This window comes from Pseudomonas sp. GD03862 (assembly GCF_029840855.1).
Taxonomy (GTDB): domain Bacteria; phylum Pseudomonadota; class Gammaproteobacteria; order Pseudomonadales; family Pseudomonadaceae; genus Aquipseudomonas; species Aquipseudomonas alloputida.
The window spans coordinates 194,133-212,942 of record NZ_JAOCDI010000005.1 but is presented as its reverse complement, the minus strand read 5'-3'; the positions used below and the strand labels follow the sequence as shown (position 1 = coordinate 212,942).

Here is an 18,810-nt window from a genome sequence, read left to right as displayed (position 1 = left end):
GTGGCCAGGGCCAGCTGCGCCTGGCCAGTGGCATGCAGCCATGCGTGATCAAGGCTTTGAGCCTGAAAGAGGCACTGCTGGTGGTACGCCGCAACGAAGCGCTGCCACAGGTGCTGGAAGGTGCGGTGCTGGACCTGGAGCAGGGCGAAAGTGCCGAAGTCGCTCGCCTGAACGGCTACCTGCATGCGGTGGCGGCGCTGGAGCCAAAACCTGACAGCGACTGGTTGCAGTTGACGTTCAAGTTTGTCGACCAGGATGCCCAGAAGCTCGACTACCTGTCTCGGTTGATTGCCCGCGGCACAGCGCAGAAGCACTTCACCCCCGGTGCCTGAACCCGGCCCCGCGTCATGCTTTGGGCAGGAGCAGCACACGGGTGCTCCTGCCCAAGCCCGAGTTGCCCCATCCGACCAACTGCAATACCTACCGTAAAACCCGCTGCTAGGCTTCGACAGATCATAACTGTCAAAAAGCCACTATCATGCCCGCGCGCCTGCTGCTGTTCTGTGCATTGCTCATGGCCTCGGCGTCGAGCCAGGGCGTGACGCTCTACAAGATCACTGACGATTCCGGTGTCGTCTCCTATTCCGACCGCCCTGGCCCCGGCGCCAAGCCCTTGGTGTTGCTCGAACCCATGGTCGAAACGCTCGAGGGCCAGGTACTGCTGAACGCGAAAACCTTCGACGGTGGCGTGAGCTTTTCGGCACGAAACGAGCTGCATGTGCCGGTAGAGGTAGAGTTGCGGCTGGACAACCTGGTCAACGCACAAGGCGGTGATGCCCCGCGTATCGTGCGCCGGCTGCTGCCACCGCGCACCACGCAGATGCTCAGTGTGCTCAGGGGGCGGCCCGGGCTGCTGCTGAACTACCGTTCGACCCTGCTGCAGGCCATGGGTGATCCGGGCAAACGGCCGCTAGGCTTCCGCTATGCGTTCCCGTGGATTGGCGGGCCGTTCCGCGTCACTCAGGGCCCCAATGGCCGTGTCAGTCATTTTGGGCCCCGAGGGCGCTACGCCATGGATATCGCCATGCCCGAAGGCACACCCATCATCGCGGCGCGGGAAGGGGTGGTGGTGAAGACGCAGAACAGCCAGAGCGGGCGCGGCCCCAACCCCTCGGGTAACTTTGTCAGGATTTTGCACCCGGACGGCACCATGGGCGTCTACCTTCACCTGATGCGTGGTTCGGTGGTGGTGGCGGAGGGGCAACGGGTACGGCAGGGCCAGATGCTGGCCAAGTCGGGCAATACCGGCAACAGCACTGGGCCGCACCTGCATTTTGTGGTGCAGCGCAATGTGGGGTTGGCGCTGGAGTCGATACCTTACCGCTTCGACAGGCCGATCAGCGGGATACCGGATTTCACTGCCGGCAACCCCTGACCGATTGTGCCATCAATCCAGCTTCAGCACCTTGGCCAGGACGATCTTGGGCCCTTTCATCTTCTTGATGATGATGCGCAGCCCTTCGACCTCCAGCACTTCCTCTTCTTCAGGCACGCGCTTGAGCGTCTCGTAGATCAACCCGGCCAGGGTTTCGGCCTCGATGTGGTCAAGGTCGATACCCAGCAGGCGCTCGACCTTGAACAGTGGGGTGTCGCCACGCACCAGCAGCTTGCCCGGCTGGTAGGCGAGAATGCCGCGCTCGGTCTTGCGGTGCTCGTCCTGGATGTCGCCTACCAGCACTTCCAGCACGTCTTCCATGGTCAGGTAGCCGATCACCTTGCCATCGGCTTCCTCGACCAGCACGAAGTGCGCGCCGCCCTTACGGAACTGCTCCAGCAACTGTGCCAGCGGCATGTGCCGCGACACGCGTTCGAGTGGCCGGGCAAGGTCCTCCAGGTCGATGGTCTCTGGCAAGTGCTCCAGCTCAGCCAGCTCCAGCAGCAGGTCCTTGATGTGCAGCAGGCCGGTGAATTCTTCGCGCTCGGCGTCGTACACCGGGTAGCGGCTGAACTTGTGGCGGCGCACCAGGCCCAGGATCTGCTTCAGAGGCGCATGGGCGTCGATGCTGATCATGTCCTCACGCGAGTTGGCCCAGTCGACCACTTCCAGCTCGCCCATTTCCACGGCCGAGGCCAGCACGCGCATGCCTTGGTCGCTTGGGTCCTGGCCACGGCTGGAGTGCAGGATCAGCTTGAGCTCTTCGCGGCTGTAGTGGTGCTCATGGTGCGGGCCAGGCTCGCCCTGGCCGGCAATGCGCAGGATGGTGTTGGCGCTGGCATTGAGCAGGTAGATGGCCGGGTACATCGCCCAGTAGAACAGGTAAAGCGGCACGGCGGTCCACAGCGACAGCAGCTCTGGCTTGCGGATAGCCCAGGACTTGGGGGCCAGCTCGCCGACCACGATGTGCAGGTACGAGATGACGAAGAAGGCGACGAAGAACGAGATCGCCTTGACCAGCTCGGCGCTGTCCACGCCGAAATAGGCCAGCAATGGTTCCAGCAGGTGGGCGAAGGCGGGCTCACCCACCCAGCCCAGGCCCAGCGAGGCGAGGGTGATGCCCAATTGGCAGGCCGACAGGTAGGCGTCGAGCTGGTTGTGAACCTTGCGCAGGATGTTGCCACGCCAGCCGTGCTTTTCGGCGATGGCCTCTACGCGTGTGGCGCGCAGTTTGACCATGGCGAACTCTGCAGCAACGAAGAAGCCGTTGAGCAGCACCAGCAGTAAGGCAAAGATGATCATGCCGAAGTCGGCGAATAGCGAGGTGAGGCTAATACCAGAGGAAGGGTCCATGATGGAGTTTTTTCGGGGTCCGTCTTTGAGATAGAGAGAAAAAAAGTGCCAGCTTTTGCTGGCACAGGGGATCCAATGTAGCGGCTGGGGCTGTAAAAGCAAAGGGCAGCGGACTCATTGCGGGCCCAGTGGCCGCCGGCATGCTCGCGAAGGGCTGCGCCGCAGCCCCAATCTCAAGCCTTTTCGTTGGCCAATTGTGCTGGCGGAAAGTGACAGGTAAAGGTGCTGCCATGCCCCGGTACACTGCTGATTTCCAGTTTGCCGCGGTGGCGCATCAGCACATGCTTGACGATTGCCAGCCCCAGCCCGGTACCGCCGGTATTCGATGCACGGCTGGAGTCTACCCGGTAGAAGCGCTCGGTCAGGCGTGGCAAGTGCTTGGCATCGATGCCCACCCCCGAGTCCTGCACCGACAGGTGTGCGCCCTGGGCATCGACCCACCAGCGGATGCGGATGTTGCCTTCGTCCTGGGTGTACTTGACCGCGTTGAACACCAGATTGGAAAAGGCACTGCGCAGTTCCGACTCGCTGCCCTTCAGCTTGACGCCAGGCGCCGCTTCCAGGCTGATGCGCTGGTTGCGCGGCCCGGACAAGGCCTGGGCGTCGTTCTTGATGGCGGCGAGCAGGGCATCGACTGCCACCGGCTGGTTGTCCGATGGGTAATCGGTGGCTTCCAGTTTGGCCAGCAGCAACAAATCGTTGAGCAGGGTTTGCATGCGCGAGCCTTGCTGGCTCATCTGCTGCAGGGCGCGGCTCCACCGCGGGTTCACGTCCTCGACGTTGTCCAGCAGGGTTTCCAGGTAGCCGGTGATTACCGTCAGCGGCGTGCGCAGCTCGTGGGACACGTTGGCGACGAAGTCCTTGCGCATCTGTTCCAGCTGGTGAATGCGGGTGACATCGCGCACCAGCATCAGGTGTTCATTGTTGCCGTAGCGGGTGATGTGCAACTGCACTCGCATGCGGTCATTGATCGGCGAAGGGATTTCCAGCGGTTCGAGGTAGTTTTCTGCCTCGAAGTACTCTTTGAAGAGCGGGTGGCGCACCAGATTGGTCACTTGCTGGCCGCCGTCCTGTGGGGTCTTGAAGCCCAGCAGAGTCTCGGCGGCGCGGTTCCACCATTCCAGGTTGCCGTCGCTGTCGAGCATGATCACCGCGTCACGCAGCGCAGCGGTGGATTCCTGCACTCGGTCGATCACTGCCTGCAGGCGGCCCCGTACGCGCTGGTCGCGGCGTTGCAGGTGGTAGATGCTATCGAATACCTCGCCCCACAGGCCGTAGCCATCGGGCGGTGCTTCGTCGGGTTGGTGATTGCGCAGCCAGTCGTGCAAGCGCAGCAGTTGCTTGAGGGTCCAGCCCAGATAGAGCGCCAGGCCAATGGCCAGGCTCCAGCCGTAGTAGCCGCTGACCAGCCCGCCGATCAGGCAGACGGTAATCAGCAACAGCAGATGGCGAATCAGGGTTGCGTGCCAGTTCTGGTTCAATTGACGGTCCTTGTACAACGACGTGCAGCTTGGCGCTCGGGAACTCGATCAGCTCTTGGTCGAGAAACGGTAGCCAGTGCCCCGGACGGTTTGTACCAGATTCTCGTAAGCTTCACCCAGCGCCTTGCGCAGGCGACGGATGTGCACGTCGACGGTACGTTCCTCGACATAGACGTTGCCGCCCCACACCTGGTCCAGCAGTTGGCCGCGGGTATAGGCGCGCTCCTGGTGGGTCATGAAAAACTGCAGCAGGCGGTATTCGGTAGGGCCCATCTCGGCCGGCTTGCCGTCGATGGTCACACGGTGGCTGATCGGGTCGAGCAGCAGGCCGCCGACCTCGATCGGCGCCTCGCTGTCGCTCGGGCCGGTGCGGCGCAGCACGGCTTTCAGTCGCGCTACCAGTTCACGCGGCGAGAACGGCTTGGTGATGTAGTCGTCGGCGCCCACTTCCAGGCCCTGGATCTTGTTGTCTTCTTCACCCTTGGCGGTGAGCATGATGATCGGAATATCACCGGTCAGCTCGTCGCGCTTCAGGCGGCGGGCCAGCTCGATGCCGGAGGTGCCCGGCAGCATCCAGTCGAGCAGGATCAGGTCCGGTTTGCGGTCGACGATGATCGCGTGGGCCTGTTGGGAGTTTTCCGCTTCCAGGCAGTCATAGCCGGCCATTTCCAGGGCAACGGCGATCATCTCGCGAATGGGCGCTTCGTCGTCGACGATCAGAATGTTCCTGCCTACCATGCTCAAAACCTCTCCTGGATTCGGTGTCTTGGCCCGCATTAGATAACGGAATTATTGCAGCTGTGTGACAGGGTGTTGGCCGTTCTGGCGACATTCCGTGACTGAACTAGGCTACAGAGGGCCGCTTTGATGGCAACCCGAACTCATTTCCCCCCCGAAACAATGGTGAATCCAATGACACGACATACGCTGAGCTGGATGGCCCTTTTCACTGCGTTGGCGCTGCCGGGGGTGGCGTTGGCCCACCATGCCATGGAGAAGGATGGCATGTGGGTCGATCATGCCGGCATGACCCTGTACACCTTTGACAAGGATGCGGGTGGCAAGTCGATGTGCAATGGCGAGTGCGCCAAGAACTGGCCACCGTTGATGGTCAAGAAAGAAGACGAAGCACCGAAGGATAAATGGACCCATGTAACGCGTGACGACGGCTCGATGCAGTGGGCTTACGACGGCAAGCCGCTGTATACCTTCATCAAGGACAAGAAGGCCGGTGACATGACCGGCGACGGCATGAAAGACGTCTGGCACGTTGCCAAGCCATGATATAGCCGGGGCCGCTCTGCGGCCCCAAACTACTCAGCGCAACGCGTAATCCAGCACAACTCCGATAAACACCAGCATCCCCGCCCAGTGGTTGTGCAGAAATGCCTTGAAGCACGATTCCCGGTCCAGCTTGCGCGTTGACCAGTATTCCCAGGCAAAGCAAGCCGCCGCACCCAGCAACCCAAGGTGGAACCAGCCACCCAGGTCGAAGCGGCTACCGGCCAGCAACAGGCAGCCCAGCGACAGCAACTGCAGGGTCAGGATGATGCTGCGATCAGCGTCGCCGAACAGGATCGCAGTGGATTTCACACCAATTTTCAGGTCGTCATCGCGGTCGACCATGGCGTAATAGGTGTCATAACCCACCGTCCACAGCAGGTTGGCGATATACAGCAGCCAGGCGCCGGCCGGCAATTCACCGCCAGCGGCTGTGAAAGCCATGGGAATGCCCCACGAATACGCCGCCCCCAGCACCACCTGCGGGTAGTAGGTGTAGCGCTTCATGAACGGGTAGCAGAACGCCAAGGCCACCGCCCCGAACGACAGCCAGACGGTGCGGCTGTTGGTGCACAGCACCAGCAGGAAACTCACCCCGACCAGAATCGCGAACAGTGTCAGCGCCTCGCGTGGCCGCACCCGGCCACTGGCCAGGGGGCGGTCGGCGGTCCGCTTGACATGGCCGTCAACCTTGCGGTCGGCAAAGTCGTTGATGCAGCAGCCGGCGGCGCGCATCAGCACCACACCAAGGCCGAAGATGAGCACATTGGCCAGGGTGGGTGACCCATTGCCGGCAATCCACACTGCCGACAGGGTCGGCCACAACAGCAGGTAGATGCCTATCGGCCGGTCCATGCGGCTGAGCTGGACGAAGTCCCAGGCCCGTGGATGCAGGCGGTTGAGCGACTTGAGCAGTTGCAGGTACATCAGCGGTTTTCCTCCTTGGCCGCTTGCCACAATGCCGGCAGAAACACCTCTGCCACCAGCAGGTCCAGGCCGTTGCGCTCGAAGCGCGAGCGGCGGCCCCACAGCGCCGCATGTGCAGCTTCGGACGGCAGCCAGGCCTGTGGATAAGTGCACACTTCGAGTGGATGACGGATGAACGCCTGGTCGCAGAACAGCAGCTCGCCCAGCGAGCGGCTGCCCAAGGATTCCAGGTCCAGACCGCCACGTTCTAGGGCGCTGCGGCTGGCCACGCTGCGGGCGAATACCCAAGGTTGGCCATGGCCGCGCAGGTACACTTCGCGCACCCAGCCTTCGGCGCCAGCAGCGATGCCCAGCGCTTGGCATTCGTCATCGCGCAGCGGCTGCCAGCCCTCGAACAGCGGGGTGACGGAAAAGTGATCGATGGACAGACGGGTCAGGCGGCGGGTCAGCGAGCCCTCGTCGAACAGCCAGTCAAGGGTGGGCTGGTCGATGTCGGTCGCCAGCTGTGAATACGGCAGCCACGCGACAGCGGCTGCTTGCGGGGATTCGTACGACACGTCGGTATGCTTTGTTACAGCCAGAGAGGCGGCGAGCTTAGCATGATTGCCCCAACTGCTTGCATACTGCCGGCAGGGCCGCTACAAAGCCCCCACGCATTGCGCGCTGGCCCCATTCGCGGGCAAGCCCGCCCGGCCTGCGCGGTCACTGTAGGCGCGGGCTTGCCCGCCAAGAGGCCATCAGCCGCAACACAAGCCCCAGCCTGAACCGAGGAAATAGACCTGATGAAAAAGTGGCAATGTATTGTCTGTGGCCTGATCTACGACGAAGCCGAAGGCTGGCCCGACGACGGCATCGCCCCCGGCACCCGTTGGGAGGATGTGCCTGAGGACTGGCTGTGCCCCGACTGTGGCGTCGGCAAAAGCGACTTTGAAATGATCTCCATCGGTTAATCGAGGAAAGCACGACATGACGTCCCCTGTGGTAATCATCGGTACCGGCCTTGCGGGCTACAACCTGGCCCGTGAATTTCGCAAGCTCGATGCGCAGACGCCGCTGTTGCTGATCACCGCCGACGATGGTCGTTCGTACTCCAAGCCGATGCTTTCCATGGGCTTTGCCAAGCAGAAGGACGCCGACGGCCTGTGCATGGCCGAGGCGGGCGCCATGGCCGAGCAATTGAACGCCGAGATCCGTACCCATACCCGCATCAGCGGCATCGACCCGGGCCACAAGCGGCTGTGGATCGGCGAAGAGGCCGTGGAATACCGCGACCTGGTGCTGGCCTGGGGGGCGCAGACCGTGCAGGTGCCGATCGAGGGTGACGGCGGCCATCTGGTATTCCCGATCAACGACCTGGAAGACTACGCACGCTTCCGTGCTGCCGCCGCTGGCAAGCAGCGAGTCCTGATCCTCGGCACCGGCCTGATCGGCTGCGAATTCGCAAACGACATGAGCCTGGGCGGCTTCAAGGTCGACGTTGTGGCACCGTGTGAACAGATCATGCCGACCCTGCTGCACCCGGCCGCTGCGGCGGCTGTGCAGGGTGGTCTGGAGGGCTTGGGTGTACGCTTCCACCTGGGGCCGGTGCTGACCCGTCTTCAGCAGGTGACTCAAGGCCTGGAGGCGCACCTGTCGGACGGCAGCGTGATCGCCTGCGACCTGGTGGTTTCGGCCATCGGCCTGCGCCCACGTACCGACCTGGCTGCCGCGGCCGGCCTGCAGACCAACCGTGGCGTAAGCGTAGACCGCGAGCTGCGTACTTCACACGCCAACATCTTTGCCCTTGGCGACTGTGCCGAAGTCGATGGCATCAACCTGCTGTACGTGATGCCGCTGATGAGCTGTGCCCGGGCGCTGGCGCAAACCCTGGCCGGCAAGCCGACGGCAGTTTCCTACGGGCCGATGCCTATCACCGTGAAAACCCCGGCCTGTCCGCTGGTGGTCTCGCCAGCGCCACAGGGCTGCGAAGGCATCTGGCAGGTAGAGGGGCAGGGCACTGACCTCAAGGTGCTCTGCCTTGATGCCGACGGCAAGCTGCTGGGCTACGCCCTGACCGGAGCGGCGGTGATGGAGAAACTGGCGCTGAATCGTCAGTTGCCACCGGTTATGGCGTAAATAGCGCGCGTTCTGTCGGATTTATCCTGTTGTTGCCTGCACAATGGCCGCCCAGATACTGGCGCGGCCCCAGAGCTCGTGCCATTCTCACTCCCGTCTGCCGCAGATTAGAGCCTGCGGTGCCTTGAGCGCTGCTCCCAGAGGCAGCACGGCATAACAACAAGAATTCCGTCAAAGAGGCTTCACTATGCGCAAACCAGAACTCGCCGCCGTCATCGCCGATAAGGCTGATCTGACCAAGGAAAAGGCCAATCAGGTTTTGAACGCGATTCTCGACAGCATCACCGGTGCCCTGGACAAGGACACCGTGACCCTGGTCGGTTTCGGCACCTTCGAAAAACGTCATCGCGGTGCGCGTACCGGCAAGAACCCGCAAACTGGGGAACCGGTCAAGATCAAGGCCAGCAATACCGTGGCCTTCAAGCCTGGCAAGAACCTGCGTGACAGCGTTAACGCCCCCGCCAAGCCAGCCAAGAAAGGCAAGTGATCGCTCTCTGACAACCCCAGTGTCGGCCAAGCGGGCGCCCCAAGGCGCCCGTTGTGCTTTCTGCAGGCAAAATGTTTCGAACTTGCATAAATAGTTCTGGAAAAGGATAAACTGCGCGCCTTAGTCACTTTTCATTCGAGGCGCGTTGATGAAGTTCCGCTTTCTTCTCTGGGCCATGGGGCTGTTGATGGCCAGGGCCAGTCGTAATAACCCCGCATTCCAGCAGCAGCTCAAGGGCAAGGACCTGGTGTTCCAGATGCAGACCCTGGACGGCAAGGTCGCCCGGCACTTCATCGTCAACAACGAACGCATCAGCAGCAAGGGCGGCGCGCACCCACAGCCGGCATTCGCCATTGCCTTCAAGGACGCCGCCTATGGCTTCGCCACCATGCAGGCGGGTAACAAGCAGCTGGCGTTCATGCAGGGGATTCAGGACAAGCACATCCAGATCAAGGGCAACCCGGCGCTGGTGATGTGGTTCCAGGGGTTGATGAAATACCTGAAACCGAAGAAGAAAGGCTGAAACCCAACGGGGATGCCGATGCTTTACCTGTGGGAGCGGGCGTGCCCGCGAAACAAGCGACGCGGTGCATGGCACCGGCTTCCGGTGTTCGCGGGCAAGCCCGCTCCCACAGGGATCGCGCCAGCTGTTAGAAATTGAGCAAGACAGTTGCTCCCGCAGGCTATGTGTTAATGCTTAATGCGGTGCATGGAACTGCGAAGCCAGCTCACGCAACAGGTTCTCTGCTTCGAGCACCTTGTTCACCACATCCTCGGCCTTGTCCCGGGTAATGCTCAGGCGTTCCAGCAGTTCGTCAGGTATCTCTTCCTGCGGCCCTGAGCCTATACCTCGCGAGCGCAGCAGGCGGGTGGCCAGGCACACCAAGTTGGGGAACGCGAAATATTCGCCGTCGTAGGCCGGATCGTGCTGAAAGCGCAAGGCAGTCGACAGCTCTTCTGGCATGTCCCACAGCTTCATCAGCCAGGCACCGATCTGTTCGCGGCTGATGCCCAGCAAGTGTTGCTCCACATAGGTGTGGTTCAAATGCGGGTTGACCTCAAGGTGGCGGCAAATCAGCGAGAAGTGCGGCGGGAACACGTGCGCCAGCAGCAGGTAGCCGAAGTTGTGCAGTAGCCCGGCCAGGTAGGTCAGCCCGGCCTCGGGGCGTTCTGCACGAGGCATGGCGCGGGTCAGGCCTTCGATGATCGCGGCGGTGTAGATCGATTGTTGCCAGTAGGGCGTGGCCTGCTGCGGTTGGTCTTTGGGTAGGCTCAAGGTCTTGCCCAGCGCCAGGCCCAGGGCCAGGTTGATCACCAGGTCGAAACCCAGCACACGCACGATGGCGTCTTCCACCGAGCGGATCTTGCCCGGCGAACCATAGTAGGGCGATGCAGCCCAACTCACCACCTGTGCCGCCAGCGCCGGGTCGGTTTCGACCACGCCGGTGATGTCGTCGATGCTGGCGTTGGGATCTACCCGCAGCTTGATGATCTTCTGCGCCGTGTCGGCGAGCGGTGGAATTTCGATGGTTTCTTCCAGGCGTTTCTGAATGCGCCGGGCAGTGAAGGCCTGGACCGCATCGGTGATTTCCCGGGTGTCGTCATCGGGGCGGTCGAGATTGGGGCTGATCGCTTCGACTTGCTGGCCGAAGCTGCTGGCGCTGGCCTTGGCCAGCATGCGCTTGAAGTGTGCGCGTTCGATTTCCAGCAACAGGCCGGCTTCGCCTGACTGGATAAAGACAGTTTCAGCGTCGAGCAGGCTCTTTTCGTACTGACATGGCGAGCTGGTCAGCGCCGGGATGCCCGGCAGGGCCTTGAGGTGGTGCTTGTCGAGCATCTGCTTCAGGCGCGGCACCGACACGGCGGTCAGCTTGCGCCCGGTCAGCTCGGCCAGCCGGTTGAGGTCCAGCAGGTGGCTCTGCGGGAACAGCACCATGAGGGCGCCGACCTCGTCGTCGAGAAGGACAGCCTGCACCCGCGAAGCCGCAGGCAGGTGCGAGTGTTCGACCACCTGGCGGTAGGGCACGCCGAGTTTGTCGAGCAGCAGCCTGATGACGGAGGGGGCGTGTGGGGTTGCGGTGTCCAGGGCAACTTCAGTCATGGTCCGTATCCACTGTATCTTTTAAACGCGAAGTATAACCAGCCTGCGAGCAAATCTGGATCCATTCTGGGACTAGCGTCACACTTGGCCATATTGTTGGCCGTGGCGCAGCCAGCGGTCCAGCAGCGGGCTGACGTGTTCCGGCCAGCGTGATACCAAGGCCTGGGCCGCGTCGCGCACGGCCGGCAGCAGGTCGGCGTCGCGCATCAGGTCGGCGACCTTGAACTGCAGTAGACCGGTCTGGCGGGTGCCGAGCATCTCGCCCGGGCCACGCAGTTCAAGGTCTTTTTCGGCGATGATGAAGCCGTCGTTGGTCTCTCGCATGATCCCCAAGCGCTCGCGGCCGATCTGCGACAGCGGCGGGTGGTACAGCAGCACGCAATGGCTCACGGCGCTGCCCCGGCCAACCCTGCCTCGCAGCTGGTGCAACTGTGCAAGGCCCAGGCGCTCGGGGTTCTCGATGATCATCAGGCTGGCGTTGGGCACGTCCACGCCCACCTCGATGACCGTGGTGGCGACCAGAAGCTGCAGGTTGCCAGCCTTGAACTCGGCCATGATCTCGGCTTTTTCTGCCGGTTTCATGCGCCCATGGATCAACCCCACCTTCAGTTCACCCAGCGCACTGCCAAGCTCCTCATAGGTGCTTTCGGCGGCCTGGCAGGTGAGTTCTTCGGACTCTTCGATCAGCGTGCATACCCAATAGGCCTGGCGCCCCTCGGCGCAGGCGGCGCGTACCCGCTCGACCACTTCGAAGCGGCGGCTGTCGGCCACCAGCACGGTGTTCACCGGCGTACGCCCTGGCGGCAATTCGTCGAGCACCGAGGTGTCCAGGTCGGCGTAGGCGCTCATGGCCAGGGTGCGCGGAATAGGCGTGGCGGTCATGATCAGTTGGTGCGGGCAAAGCTCGCCGGCCACGCCCTTCTTGCGCAGGGCCAGGCGTTGCTGTACGCCGAACCTGTGCTGTTCGTCGATGATCGCAAGGGCCAGGTGCTTGAACCTTACCTCTTCCTGGAACAGTGCGTGGGTGCCGACCACCATGGGTGCGCCGTTGGCGATCTGCTCCAGGGAGGCTGCCCGGGCCTTGCCCTTGAGTTTTCCGGCTAGCCAGGCGACTTCGATGCCCAGCGGTTCCAGCCAGCGCTTGAAGGTAATGTAGTGCTGCTCGGCGAGGATCTCGGTGGGTGCCATCAATGCCACCTGGTAGCCCGCCTCCAGCGCCTGCAACGCCGCCAGTGCAGCGACCACGGTCTTGCCGGCACCCACGTCGCCCTGCACCAGACGCATCATCGGTTCGTGCTGGCTAAGGTCGTAGGCAATTTCGTTGGCTACCCGCTGCTGCGCGCCGGTCGGCTGGAAGCCCAGGTTAGCCAGGTATTGCGCCTGCAGGCGCGTGGCCCTGGGCAGTACCGGCGCACGCAGGCTGCGCAGGCTTTCGCGCAGGCGTTGCTGCGACAGCTGATGGGTCAGCAATTCTTCGAAAGCCAGGCGATGCTGGGCCCAGTGCTGGCCTTCGGCAAGCTCTTCGAGGTCGGCGTCGGCCGGCGGGTTGTGCAGGTAGCGGATGGCTTCGTCCAGGGGTGCCAGCTGGTAGTCCCGGGCAAGTTCGTCAGGCAGCCAGTCGGGCAGGCTACGCGGGCCAAGCAGCGCAAGGCTCTGCTGGCACAACAGGCGCAGGCGTTGCTGGGTAAGGCCTTCGGTGGACGGGTAAATTGGCGTCAGGGTCTGCTCCACCGGTGGTGGTGGCTCGTTGCCGTTCAGCGCACGGTACTCCGGGTGGTAGATTTCCAGGCCCGAAGCGCCGGGGCGGGCTTCTCCGTAGCAGCGCAGGTGGGTGCCCCGCTTCAGGCCCTCTTTCTGCGCGTTGCTGAAGTGGTAGAAGCGCAATGTCAGCACACCGCTGCCGTCGCCCAGGCGCACCACCAGGCTGCGGCGCTTGCCCATGGTCACATCGGCACCACTGACCACACCCTCGATAACCGCATCCTGGCCGGGACGCAGCTGGCCGATTGGCACCACGCGCGTGCGGTCCTGGTAGCGCAGGGGCAGGTGGAACAACACGTCCTGCAGGTTTTCCAGGCCGACCTTGGCGAGTTTCTCCGCCATCGCCTCGCCCACACCTTTCAGTACTGTGACCGGGACCTTCGACAGCTCACTCATGACTCAGGCCGGTTGTTCCGCAGGGTTTTTGGCGACCGAGCACAGGCGGATCGAATCGGCGAGGATCTCGATGGCCTTTGGCCGCGGGAAGCTGGCGCGCCAGGCGATGGCTACCGTGCGGAACGGTGCCGGTGCCGTCAGCGGGCGCACTTCGATGACGCCGGGGGCATAGTGATGGCTGTGCACTGCCGACAGCGGCAGGATCGATACGCCAAGGCCGGAAGCCACCATGTGACGGATGGTTTCCAGCGAGCTGGACTCGACCGTGGTGTGCCTTGAGCCTTCACCCCCCTTGTTCAGGGTAGGGCAGGCTTCCAGTACCTGGTCACGGAAGCAGTGGCCCTCACCAAGCAGCAACAGGCTCTTGTCATTGAGCATGGCGGTGTCGATGGTCTTTTTCGCCGTCCATGGGTGGTCGGCAGGCATCAGGGCGCAGAACGGTTCGTCGTATAGCGGTAGTGTCAGCACGTCGGCTTCGTTGAACGGCAGGGCGATGATCACCGCGTCCAGTTCGCCGTTGCGCAGCTTTTCACGCAGTACGTGGGTGAAGTTTTCTTCGATGTACAGCGGCATTTGCGGCGCCACGCGGTGCAGCTGCGGGATCAGGTGCGGGAACAGGTAGGGGCCGACGGTGTAGATGGCGCCGACCTTGAGCGGAGCGGTCAGCTGATTCTTGCCGGCCTGGGCCAGCTCGCGAATGCCCTGGGCCTGCTCCAGTACCTTCTGCGCTTGGGCGACGATGTTTTCGCCGACCGGGGTCAGGCGTACTGCGCTTTTGCTGCGCTCGAAGATCAGAACGCCAAGCTCGTCCTCGAGCTTCTTCACACCGACCGACAGGGTGGGTTGGCTCACGTGACAGCGCTCGGCGGCATGGCCGAAGTGCTGTTCCTGGGCGAGTGTGACGATGTAGCGTAATTCTGTAAGGGTCATAACGTGCGTCCATGAAGTTGCGGGCCCAGCATAGCGGCTGCAATCGATAGACGCACGTTATCAGACTTGCCGAATTGTGACAGAAGCAAAAGTCTTAGCGGCGGTCCAGTGAGTAGACGAACGGTGCCACGACTTCAATCGTGCCATTGTTCAGCAACTCGGGTGGCGGCTTGGGTACCGTGCCGGCCCGACGGATCATTTCCAGGGTCGCCCGGTCCAGTGCGGCACTGCCTGAGCCACCGGCCATGGAGTACGACACGACCTTGCCTTCGGCGTCGACCACGAAGCGCAGGCGGTTCATGCCTTGCAGGCCGCGACGGCGCGCGTCTTCCGGGTAACGCTTGTACTTGGCAAGGTGGCGCAGCAGGTCGCTCTGCCAGGTTGGCAAGGCGTTGCTGTTGGACGCAATGCTCGGTGCCGGTGCCGCGGACTTCTGCGGTGGCGAGTTGCTGGGCGGTGCGTCCACCGTTTGCTCGGTGGGTGGTGCTTCCTTCGGCGGCTCAGGCTTTTTCTCGGGCTTGGGCGGCTGGGGCTTGGCCTTCGGCTTGGGCGGCTTGGGGATGGCGATCTTGGGCTTGGGCGCTTCTGCCAGCTTCGGCAACGGTGGTTCCTCGACCGGGGCCGGTGGCTGCGGAGCTGCCTTTGGGGGTGGTGGTGGCGCAGGCTCCGGCAACGGTGCCAGTTCGACCATCATCGCTGCCGGGGGCAGCTCGATGGCCTGTGGCACCGACCAGTTGAGCGTCAGCAGCACGGCGACCACGTGCACACCCAGCACGATCGCCAGGCTGCCACCGTAGCGCGCCATGTTAGAGCGCGTTTTCATCATTTCTTGGCTGCCGTCTCGAGACCTACCAGACCGACTTTCAGGTAGCCGGCCGCGCGCATGTTGTTCATCACTTCCATCAGGTCGCCGTAATCCACGCCTTTGTCAGCCTGGAAGAAGATGGTGGTTTCCTTGTCACCCTTGGTCTTGGCGTCGAGCATCGGGCCAAGCTGATCGGGTGCAGCAACCTGATCGTCGCCGACATACAGCTTCTGGTCGGCCTTGACGCTGACGAACACCGGTTTCTCCGGCCTTGGCGCCGGTTTGGCGGTTGAGGCCGGCAGGTCGACCTTGATGTCGACCGTAGCCAAGGGGGCGGCGACCATGAAGATGATCAGCAGCACCAGCATCACGTCGATGAACGGCGTAACGTTGATTTCGTGGTTTTCGGCGAGGTCGTCGCCACCTTCGTTGAGATGCAGGCCCATGGCTTACCCCACTTTCACCATGTGCGGGGCGGCGCGCTCGCTACCCTGGTGGTCCAGATCACGGCTGACCAGCAGCAGTACCTGGGCGGAGGCATCGGACACCTGCGCCTTGTAACCGGCAATGGAGCGGGCGAAGACGTTGTAGATGACCACGGCCGGGATTGCCGCGACCAGGCCCAGAGCAGTGGCCAGCAGCGCTTCGGCGATACCTGGGGCAACGACGGCCAGGTTGGTGGTCTGGGTCTTGGCGATGCCGATGAAGCTGTTCATGATGCCCCATACGGTACCGAACAGGCCGACGAACGGCGCGGTGGAGCCGATGGTTGCGAGGACGCCGGTGCCGCTGCTCATGGTGCGGCCGCTGGCATGCACCAGGCGCTCCAGACGGAAGCTGACGCGCTCCTTGATGCCTTCTTTTTCGCGAGCGTTAGCCGAAAGACGCATCTCTTCGAGGGCGTCGTGGACCAGGGTGTGGGCCAGGGTGCCTTCCTTGTTGGTGACCTCGCTGGCTTCTTTCAGAGTGGTGGACTTCTTCAGCTGGGCGATTTCACCACGCAGGCGACGCTTGGCGCCCATCAGCTCGAAGCCTTTGGCAATCCAGATGGTCCAGGTGATGATGGAGGCGATGGCCAGGCCGATCATGACGATCTTCACCACGATGTCGGCGTTCTTGTACATGCCCCATGGGGACAGGTCATGGGCCATGCCCAGCGAGGTATCTTCGACCAGGGCTTGAACGCTTGGGTCTGCTGCGGCTGGGTTGCTGGCATTGGCATCAGGCGCCGGTGCATCCGCCGGGGCAGCAGCAGGTGCGGCCGGGGCAGTAGCAGCCGCAGGTGTGGCGGCGTTGGTGGTTGGCTCATCGGCCATGGCCACCGGGGCCAGCACCAGGCTGAGTGTCAGCGCGGCGATGGCGCGCCAGGCGCGCGACGGGGTTGGCGAAGCGGAAGGTTGAGTACGTGTCATGCTGGCCGGACCTGATGAAGAAAAAAGTGAGCGTTCTCCAAGGCCTCGATGTAGGCCGAGAACAATTTGGCGGCCATTATTGCAAGTAATTCTTGTTAACAAAAGTAATATTGTAGCTTTTTTCGCCTATGGTCTAGCCGCCCATCGTGTAGCGTGGCCAGGCTGATCAATTGGTCTAGGGAGTTTAGAGATGTCAGACCTTTCCGTGATGGTGGTGGGTTGTGGTGATGTGGGTGGGCGTCTGGCCAGGCAGATGTTGACTAAAGGCTGGCAGGTGAGCGGCCTGCGCCGTTCTGTTGGTCAGCTGCCCGCTGGGGTTCAGCCGGTTGCCGCAGACTTGGCTGAACCGTTGATACCGCAGGCCTGGCCACAGGGCGCGCTGGACTACCTGGTGTACTGCGTGGCAGCCAGCCAGCACGATGAGGCGGGTTACCAGGCAGCCTATGTCGATGGTTTGCGCCATGTGTTGGCCTGGTTGGCCGAGCGTGGCCAGCGCCCGCGTCGCCTGCTGTTCATCTCAAGCAGCAGTGTGTATGCGCAGAAAGGCGGCGAGTGGATAGAGGAGGGCGCTGCCACCGAGCCTGAGGGCTATTCCGGGCGTGTGATGCTGGAGGCTGAACGGTTGGCACTGGCCAGCGGCATCCCGGCGAGCGTGGTCCGCCTGACCGGTATCTATGGCCCAGGGCGCGAGTGGTTGCTGAGCCAGGTGCGTCAGGGTTACCGCGTTGCCGAGGAGCCGCCGCTGTATGGCAACCGCATTCATGCCGAAGATGCCGCCAGCCTGCTGGCGTTTCTGCTGCAGGCCGATGCTGATGGCAAGGCTCTGGACGACTGCTACATTGGCGTCGATGACGACCCGGCGCCGCTGGCCGATGTGGTGGCCTGGCTACGGGCGTACATGGGGGTTACCGAATGGTCCGATGAGCAGCGGGTGCGGCGTACTGGCAGCAAGCGCTGCAGCAATGCCCGGGCGAGGGCGCTGGGCTGGGCGCCTGAGTATCCGAGCTACAAGGAAGGCTACGCCGCGATCCTGGCAGGAAAAGCCTAGCTGGCAACTGGCGCGATTCCTTGTGGGAGCAACGGTCTTGCTCAATTTCTAAAAGCTGGCGCGATCCCTGTGGGAGCGGGCTTGCCCGCGAACACGGGCGAAGCCCGTGCCATCCACCGCGGTGTCTTCTTCGCGGGTAAACCCGATCCTACAGGGACCGCGCATCATCTCAGCTGCGCTCCAGCGTCCACTGACGCTTGCCCGCTGCCAGCTCTGGCATTTCATCCGGCTGTGCACGGTTCACTGCCTGGAAAATCTCCAGCTTGTCACCATCGCGCTTGATGATGAACGGTGCACCACGCTGGTTGCGCTCCAGCCACAGGCTGTCATTGTTGCCACCCATGGTCGCGCAATCACCCGCCAGGCACAGGGCGAAGCGGTCCGGCCCCGGTAGGCCGGTGACGTTGCCGGTGTCGCTGAAGCGCACGCTGGCACCCTTGCCTTGGCCTTCGACGATCTTCCAGTTACCACCCAGGTAGGCTTGGTAAAGCGCTTTCTCGAAGCTGCTGCCCAGTGGTGCATTGGCTGCAGCCTGTGCCTTGGCGCGCACGAAGGTTTGCTTGGTGCCGTTTTGGTCGACGGCCAGCAGCTCGTCGCCATCGAGCGAAAGCTGCTCGGTCTGGCCGCCTTGGAAACGGGCCTGCCATTGCTTTTCATTGGCGCTCAGCTGGCCGTCGGCGGCCTCGAAACCATTGCTATAGCTAGCTTGCTGATTGGCCACGTCGAGCTTCCACTCGAACACTGGGCCGTGCTCATTCAGCGCCTGGCGCAGGCTGCCGGCTTTGACCGCCGCAGTGATGGCTTCCTGGTTGATCCAGATGCCGTTGAAATCTTCGGGTTTGTGGCTGGTGCAGCCGCCCAGTAGCAGGGCTGCCAGCGCGAAGGGCAGTGCTTGACGCATGACGGGGTAACCTTGCAGAGGAAGGAGGGTGACGGGCAGGGCCCGTCACCAGGGCATCATTCGATGACCAGGATGGCGTCCATTTCGACCTGGGCGCCTTTCGGCAGTGCGGCAACGCCGATGGCGGCGCGGGCCGGGTAGGGCTGTTCGAAGTAGCGGCCCATCACCTCGTTTACCTTGGCGAAGTGGCTCAGGTCGGTGAGGAAGATGTTCAGTTTCACGATGTCCTTGAACGAACCGCCAGCAGCTTCAGCCACGGCCTTGAGGTTCTCGAACACCTGCACGGTCTGGGCTTCGAAGCCTTCGACCAGCTCCATGGTCTTCGGGTCCAGAGGGATTTGGCCCGACATGTACACGGTGTTGCCGGCCTTGATCGCCTGCGAGTAGGTGCCGATGGCGGCAGGGGCCTTGTCGCTGTTGATGACGGTTTTGCTCAT

Annotated in this window: 20 protein-coding genes and 1 pseudogene; 8 read left to right on the top strand and 13 right to left on the bottom strand. The window is 62.7% G+C overall.

Going from position 1 to position 18,810, the window contains the following annotated elements; all coding sequences use genetic code 11:
- Both N5D53_RS05750 and N5D53_RS05745 read left to right on the top strand, forming a co-directional pair.
- Positions 1 to 332 (top strand): annotated as a pseudogene (locus N5D53_RS05750) (response regulator); the annotation flags it as partial.
- Positions 333 to 478: 146 nt separating this feature from the next.
- The gene (locus N5D53_RS05745) at positions 479 to 1,375 is read left to right on the top strand and encodes a peptidoglycan DD-metalloendopeptidase family protein (protein WP_266023922.1); all 897 of its coding nucleotides are present in this window, start codon (positions 479 to 481) and stop codon (positions 1,373 to 1,375) included.
- Between the two features lie 12 nt (positions 1,376 to 1,387).
- Here N5D53_RS05745 and N5D53_RS05740 read toward each other — a convergent pair whose 3' ends face one another.
- The 3 genes from N5D53_RS05740 to phoB form a co-directional block, all read right to left on the bottom strand.
- The gene (locus N5D53_RS05740; RefSeq protein ID WP_104886899.1) at positions 1,388 to 2,728 is read right to left on the bottom strand and encodes a hemolysin family protein; all 1,341 of its coding nucleotides are present in this window, start codon (positions 2,726 to 2,728) and stop codon (positions 1,388 to 1,390) included.
- Between the two features lie 173 nt (positions 2,729 to 2,901).
- Complete coding sequence (gene phoR, locus N5D53_RS05735; RefSeq protein ID WP_020190122.1) at positions 2,902 to 4,209, bottom strand: phosphate regulon sensor histidine kinase PhoR; 1,308 nt, start codon at positions 4,207 to 4,209, stop codon at positions 2,902 to 2,904.
- Positions 4,210 to 4,257: 48 nt separating this feature from the next.
- A complete protein-coding gene (gene phoB, locus N5D53_RS05730) occupies positions 4,258 to 4,947 on the bottom strand; it encodes a phosphate regulon transcriptional regulator PhoB (RefSeq protein ID WP_003253341.1) in 690 nt (229 codons plus the stop codon).
- 174 nt (positions 4,948 to 5,121) lie between these two features.
- Here phoB and N5D53_RS05725 point away from each other — a divergent pair, with 174 nt between their 5' ends.
- Positions 5,122 to 5,493, top strand: coding sequence for a hypothetical protein (locus N5D53_RS05725; RefSeq protein ID WP_020190123.1), 372 nt, complete (start codon positions 5,122 to 5,124; stop codon positions 5,491 to 5,493).
- Between the two features lie 33 nt (positions 5,494 to 5,526).
- On the opposite strand, the gene ubiA is transcribed toward N5D53_RS05725, so the two are convergent.
- Together ubiA and N5D53_RS05715 are read right to left on the bottom strand one after the other, a co-directional pair.
- The gene (gene ubiA / locus N5D53_RS05720) at positions 5,527 to 6,417 is read right to left on the bottom strand and encodes a 4-hydroxybenzoate octaprenyltransferase (RefSeq protein WP_004575206.1); all 891 of its coding nucleotides are present in this window, start codon (positions 6,415 to 6,417) and stop codon (positions 5,527 to 5,529) included.
- On the bottom strand, positions 6,417 to 6,974 hold the full coding sequence (locus N5D53_RS05715; protein WP_012054112.1) for a chorismate lyase: 558 nt from the start codon (positions 6,972 to 6,974) through the stop codon (positions 6,417 to 6,419). The genes ubiA and N5D53_RS05715 overlap by 1 nt, the downstream gene beginning before the upstream one ends.
- A gap of 225 nt (positions 6,975 to 7,199) precedes the next feature.
- Between N5D53_RS05715 and N5D53_RS05710 the strand changes: the two genes are divergently transcribed.
- The 4 genes from N5D53_RS05710 to N5D53_RS05695 all read left to right on the top strand — a co-directional run bounded on the left by N5D53_RS05710 (position 7,200) and on the right by N5D53_RS05695 (position 9,542).
- Entirely contained in the window at positions 7,200 to 7,367 is a 168-nt protein-coding gene (locus N5D53_RS05710) for a rubredoxin (protein WP_003253349.1), read from the top strand.
- A 16-nt stretch (positions 7,368 to 7,383) separates the two neighbouring features.
- A complete protein-coding gene (locus tag N5D53_RS05705; protein WP_266023916.1) occupies positions 7,384 to 8,532 on the top strand; it encodes an FAD-dependent oxidoreductase in 1,149 nt (382 codons plus the stop codon).
- 187 nt (positions 8,533 to 8,719) lie between these two features.
- Entirely contained in the window at positions 8,720 to 9,019 is a 300-nt protein-coding gene (locus N5D53_RS05700) for an HU family DNA-binding protein (RefSeq protein ID WP_003253355.1), read from the top strand.
- 148 nt (positions 9,020 to 9,167) lie between these two features.
- Positions 9,168 to 9,542: a helicase gene (locus N5D53_RS05695; RefSeq protein ID WP_010955807.1), complete on the top strand. Its 375-nt coding sequence runs from the start codon at positions 9,168 to 9,170 to the stop codon at positions 9,540 to 9,542.
- Positions 9,543 to 9,716: 174 nt separating this feature from the next.
- On the opposite strand, the gene N5D53_RS05690 is transcribed toward N5D53_RS05695, so the two are convergent.
- From N5D53_RS05690 to exbB, 6 genes are all read right to left on the bottom strand, one after another.
- Positions 9,717 to 11,120: an HDOD domain-containing protein gene (locus tag N5D53_RS05690; protein WP_010955806.1), complete on the bottom strand. Its 1,404-nt coding sequence runs from the start codon at positions 11,118 to 11,120 to the stop codon at positions 9,717 to 9,719.
- 78 nt (positions 11,121 to 11,198) lie between these two features.
- The gene (gene recG / locus N5D53_RS05685) at positions 11,199 to 13,277 is read right to left on the bottom strand and encodes an ATP-dependent DNA helicase RecG (RefSeq protein ID WP_064493087.1); all 2,079 of its coding nucleotides are present in this window, start codon (positions 13,275 to 13,277) and stop codon (positions 11,199 to 11,201) included.
- Between the two features lie 3 nt (positions 13,278 to 13,280).
- Positions 13,281 to 14,207 (bottom strand): hydrogen peroxide-inducible genes activator, encoded by a 927-nt coding sequence (locus tag N5D53_RS05680; protein ID WP_003253362.1) that lies wholly within the window; start codon positions 14,205 to 14,207, stop codon positions 13,281 to 13,283.
- A 94-nt stretch (positions 14,208 to 14,301) separates the two neighbouring features.
- Complete coding sequence (locus N5D53_RS05675; protein WP_010955804.1) at positions 14,302 to 15,033, bottom strand: energy transducer TonB; 732 nt, start codon at positions 15,031 to 15,033, stop codon at positions 14,302 to 14,304.
- On the bottom strand, positions 15,030 to 15,458 hold the full coding sequence (gene exbD / locus N5D53_RS05670; protein ID WP_003253367.1) for a TonB system transport protein ExbD: 429 nt from the start codon (positions 15,456 to 15,458) through the stop codon (positions 15,030 to 15,032). The genes N5D53_RS05675 and exbD overlap by 4 nt, the downstream gene beginning before the upstream one ends.
- Positions 15,459 to 15,461: 3 nt before the next feature.
- The gene (gene exbB / locus N5D53_RS05665; RefSeq protein WP_104962823.1) at positions 15,462 to 16,424 is read right to left on the bottom strand and encodes a tonB-system energizer ExbB; all 963 of its coding nucleotides are present in this window, start codon (positions 16,422 to 16,424) and stop codon (positions 15,462 to 15,464) included.
- A gap of 190 nt (positions 16,425 to 16,614) precedes the next feature.
- On the opposite strand from exbB, the gene N5D53_RS05660 reads away from it, so the two are divergent.
- The gene (locus N5D53_RS05660; RefSeq protein WP_104962822.1) at positions 16,615 to 17,472 is read left to right on the top strand and encodes an SDR family oxidoreductase; all 858 of its coding nucleotides are present in this window, start codon (positions 16,615 to 16,617) and stop codon (positions 17,470 to 17,472) included.
- A gap of 169 nt (positions 17,473 to 17,641) precedes the next feature.
- Here the strand turns inward: N5D53_RS05660 and N5D53_RS05655 are convergent, their stop codons facing one another.
- The gene (locus N5D53_RS05655) at positions 17,642 to 18,373 is read right to left on the bottom strand and encodes a lipoprotein (RefSeq protein ID WP_010955801.1); all 732 of its coding nucleotides are present in this window, start codon (positions 18,371 to 18,373) and stop codon (positions 17,642 to 17,644) included.
- 56 nt (positions 18,374 to 18,429) lie between these two features.
- Positions 18,430 to 18,810, bottom strand: a complete 381-nt coding sequence (locus N5D53_RS05650; protein WP_009684531.1) for a RidA family protein — start codon at positions 18,808 to 18,810, stop codon at positions 18,430 to 18,432.